The organism is Sporomusa sp., assembly GCF_057736855.1.
Genome location: NZ_JBYKYF010000256.1, coordinates 1 through 4,480 on the forward strand (window position 1 = coordinate 1; position 4,480 = coordinate 4,480).

The 4,480-nt window shown below is 45.8% G+C and carries 5 protein-coding genes; all 5 read right to left on the reverse strand.

Annotated features, from left to right (window positions below):
• Positions 1-129 precede the first annotated feature (129 nt).
• Complete coding sequence (locus AC29Z1_RS13980) at positions 130-915, reverse strand: short-chain-enoyl-CoA hydratase (RefSeq protein ID WP_488272068.1); 786 nt, start codon at positions 913-915, stop codon at positions 130-132.
• Positions 916-927: 12 nt separating this feature from the next.
• Entirely contained in the window at positions 928-1,785 is an 858-nt protein-coding gene (locus tag AC29Z1_RS13985) for a 3-hydroxybutyryl-CoA dehydrogenase (RefSeq protein ID WP_488272069.1), read from the reverse strand.
• Positions 1,786-1,812: 27 nt separating this feature from the next.
• The gene (locus AC29Z1_RS13990; RefSeq protein ID WP_488272070.1) at positions 1,813-3,003 is read right to left on the reverse strand and encodes an FAD-binding protein; all 1,191 of its coding nucleotides are present in this window, start codon (positions 3,001-3,003) and stop codon (positions 1,813-1,815) included.
• Positions 3,004-3,016: 13 nt separating this feature from the next.
• Positions 3,017-3,802 carry an electron transfer flavoprotein subunit beta/FixA family protein gene (locus tag AC29Z1_RS13995; RefSeq protein ID WP_488272071.1) on the reverse strand — a complete coding sequence of 262 codons (786 nt, stop codon included), beginning with the start codon at positions 3,800-3,802 and terminating at the stop codon, positions 3,017-3,019.
• Positions 3,803-3,819: 17 nt separating this feature from the next.
• Positions 3,820-4,480: acyl-CoA dehydrogenase family protein (locus tag AC29Z1_RS14000; RefSeq protein WP_488272072.1), on the reverse strand; the 661-nt coding region annotated here is incomplete at its 5' end.

The following is a 4,480-nucleotide window of genomic DNA, read 5'->3' on the forward strand; positions in this document are numbered from 1 at the left end:
AAGCAAGCACCTGCGGGGTTTTATTCTGGATAATGCCGGGCCGTAGCAGACTACACTTATGTCAAAAGTTTGGTGCGGTTTTTATAATGGAAAAAGCACCCGAATAGGTGCCTTTTCTATGTTATTTGCTTACTTGCCAGTAAACGCCGGTTTACGTTTTTCGAGAAATGCAGCCATGCCCTCTTTTTGATCGGCAGTTGCAAAACACAAGCCAAATGCTTCGGCTTCATAGGCGATGCCTGAATCAAGATCCATATCAAGGCCTTCGTTTACGGCGGCCTTGCACAGCTTAACAGCATATTCTGCCTTAGTCATAATCGATTTTGCCATGGTTTCGGCGGTGGTTATCAATTCTTCGGGTGCAGTCACTTTGTTAACTAACCCAATACGATAGGCTTCTTGCGCACTAATCATTTCACCAGTATACAGCAGTTCTTTTGCCCGTCCTTTGCCGACAATCCGTGGCAGGCGCTGGGTGCCGCCAAAACCCGGGATAATGCCTAAGCCAACTTCCGGCTGACCGAATTTGGCCTTTTCGGAAGCTATCCGAATGTCGCAAGCCATTGCCAGTTCGCAGCCGCCGCCTAAAGCAAAGCCATTGATGGCAGCTATTACCGGCTGAGGAAGATTTTCTAATTTATTAAATACCGACTGACCAAATTTGGCAAATGCACGGCCCTCGATAGCAGACTTATTTTGCATCTCGCTGATATCTGCCCCGGCGACAAAGGCCTTTTCGCCGCTGCCGGTAATGATGACAACTTTGGTGGTTTCATCGGTAGCAATGGTATCAAGTAAATGATCCAATTCTGCAAGCAATTCCGAGTTTAATGCATTCAGGGCTTGGGGCCGATGGAGAGTGATACGGCCAATGCCATGTTCGCTGCTGTAGAGAAGGTTAGTATAGGTTGTCATCGAATATCACCTCTACTTAGTATAATCATAGAAGCCTTTACCGGATTTACGGCCTAAGTAGCCAGCTTGTACCATTTTCTTAAGCAAAGGACAGGGGCGATATTTGGGATCGCCGTACCCGTTGTAGAGTACCTCCATGATGGATAGTATCGTATCATTACCAATCAGGTCAGCGAGGGCTAATGGTCCCATAGGATGGTTGAACCCTAGCTTGGCGACCTGATCAATGTCTTCAGCACTTGCTACCCCTTCCATGAGCGTATAGATAGCCTCATTAATCATGGGGATCATAATGCGATTACCAACAAAGCCCGGATAATCTTCGACTTTGACTGGGGTTTTGCCTAGCTTTTCTGTTAAGGTTTTGACTGTGTCAAAAGTTTTCTGGCTGGTTGCCAAGCCATTGATGATCTCAACCAGTTTCATAACCGCTGCCGGATTAAAAAAGTGCATGCCGATGACTTTATCAGGGCGTTTCGTAAAGGCGGCAATGGCTGTTATGGGGAGAGAGGAAGTATTGGTCGCTAAAATGGTATGGTTGGGGCAAAGAGTGTCCAGCTTTTGAAGTATCTCCCGTTTGGTTTCCATGTTTTCGATAGCGGCTTCTACTACCAGGTCTACAGTGCATATTTCGGCGGTAAGTTCGGTACTGCCTGAAATACGAGTCAAAATATTTTCTTTTTCTTCACTGGATAGCTTACCTTTTTCTACTAATTTGGTCAGGCTTTTAGTAATAACGGTAATTCCCTTTTGAACAAATTCTTCTTTGATATCATGCAAAACAACGGCGATACCGCTTGAAGCCATTACCTGGGCAATACCGCTTCCCATTTGTCCCGCACCAATAATTAATACTTTGTTAATTTCCATAGCTTATTGCCTCCTATCCCATAGTGATTAGCATGTTTTTGCTTTTTTAAATTCCTCGATGAGGACAGGTAATACTTCCATTACATCACCGACGATGCCGTAATCAGCTACTTTAAAAATGGGGGCATCGGGATCTTTGTTGATGGCAATAACGATATCTGAGGAGGACATCCCGGCGACATGCTGAATGGCTCCAGATATGCCACAGGCAAAATATACTTTCGGTCCGACGGTTTTACCAGTTTGTCCTACTTGATGAAAATGCGGTTTCCAGCCAGCATCGACGACTGCCCGGGATGCACCGACAACGCCGCCCAGTACTTCAGCCAGTTCTTCAATTAGGCGGAAGTTTTCTGCTTTACCCATGCCTCTGCCGCCGGCCACAATAATTTCCGCTTCTTCTAAATTGCAGGAGGCAGTGCAGACTTTAACCAAGTCAACCAGTTTTGTACGAATGACTGGTAACTTTACATCAACCCGGATGACTTCGCCGGTACGGGAGAAATCTTGTTCAGGACGCTTAAACACTTTCGGACGCACGGTTCCCATTTGGGGGCGATGCTCAGGACACAGGATGGTTGCCATGATATTGCCGCCAAAGGCGGGACGTGTCCATGCCACAAGGCCTGTTTGTTCGTCAATACCCAAATTGGTGCAATCAGCGGTTAAACCTGTGCCAACCCGGCAGGCAACCCTTGGTCCCAAGTCGCGGCCGTCATTCGTTGCGCCGATAAGGATAACTGCTGGCTTGTAGGTGTTAATTAACTCGGTAAATACTGCTGTATAGCCGTCAGTACTGTAATGTTTTAACTCAGGTGCTTCGGTTAAGTAAACCTTATCGGCGCCGCTGGCAAATATTTCGTTAGCTAAATGTTCGACACTATCGCCAATTAATACACCCGCGAGTTTTTGTCCCATCGCGTCTGCCAGCTTACGGCCTTCGCCCAGTAACTCATGACTTACATTTTTTATTTGACCGTCAACTTGCTCAATGAACACCCATACATCTTTATAAGCATTTTTGTCAATCTGGACTGAAACTTGTTCAGCTTCTTTGGAGATTGCGGTTACGGGACAGATGTCAACACATGCTCCGCACATTGTACACGTGGCCGTAATGCAGGCTTTATCGTCTTCCATCACTATCGCGCCGAAGGGGCAGCAACTAACGCATGCACTACAACCAATACAATCTTCTTTGTTTACTATTACCGCCATCTTATTGCCTCCGTTACACAATTTTTGCTGCTAATAACTTGCTTACAAGTGTTGCTGCAGCTTCACGTGCAGTATCAGATTTTATGATTTCACCTTGTACCCGTTGTTGCGGGGTAAAAATGCGTCGTACTTGTGTCGGTGAACCTATAAGACCCAATTGTTTTGGATCAACATCCATGTCTGTGGAAGTCCAGGTAGGGATTTCTTTCCGGTTTGCTTTCATCGTGCCCTTAATGGTGGGGAAACGTGGCTCATTAATGGATTTTATTACCGTAAGCAGTACTGGCAATTGGGTTTCGATAATTTCATAACCTTCGTCATGTTCCCGTTCTAGCTTGACTACATCTTCGGTAACTTCAATTTTAGATACACAGGTAACCTGTGTCATGCCAAGATGTTCGGCAAGTTCAGGACCAACCTGAGCAGTATCACCGTCTATCGCCTGTTTACCGCAAATAATCATATCGACTTTGCCGATTTTTTTGATAGCACAAGCCAAAGTATAGCTGGTAGCTAAGGTATCGGCTCCACCAAAAGCACGGTCACTGATGAGAATGGCCTCATCAACTCCCATGGCGATGCATTCTTTTAGTGCCTCTTTGGCTTGCGGCGGTCCCATAGTAATGGCAGTTACTTTACCGCCGTGCTTTTCTTTAAGTTGCAGTGCTGCTTCTACCGCATGTTTATCAAAAGGGTTAACAATACTGGGTACACCTTGACGAATGAGGGTATTGGTAACCGGGTCAATTTTTACTTCTGTAGTATCGGGAACCTGCTTGACACAAACAACTATTTCCACTGTTGGACCTCCTATATCTATCGCAATATGTTACCGGAAATGACCATACGCTGTACTTGGTTGGTGCCTTCGTAAATCTGGGTAATTTTGGCGTCACGCATCAAGCGTTCTACCGGATACTCGCGGCTATAGCCATAACCGCCAAAAATTTGTACAGCATCGGTAGTAACCTCCATGGCAACATCAGAAGCATACATTTTAGCCATGGCCGCTTCTTTGGAATAGGGTAATCCCCGATCTTTCAGATAGGCTGCACGATATACCAGCAAGCGGGCGGCATCGATTTTAGTTGCCATATCGGCAAGCATAAAGGCGATGGCTTGGTTGGCGGCGATCGGTTTGCCAAACTGTACCCGTTCTTTGGAATATTTTACTGCATAATCAAAGGCAGCTTGGGCAATACCTAACGCTTGTGCAGCTACTCCGATACGTCCACCGTCAAGTGTCGCCATAGCAATTTTAAATCCTTCGCCTTCTTTGCCTAATAAGTTTTCTTTAGGCACTTTGACATCTTGGAAAATCAGTTCATTGGTTATGGAAGAATGGATACCCAGTTTGTGTTCTTTCTTGCCAAAACTAAAACCAGGCGTGCCTTTTTCCACAATGAAGGCGGAGATGCCTTTTATGCCTTTGGTTTTATCGGTCATAGCAAAAACCACATATATTTCAGCTTCGCCG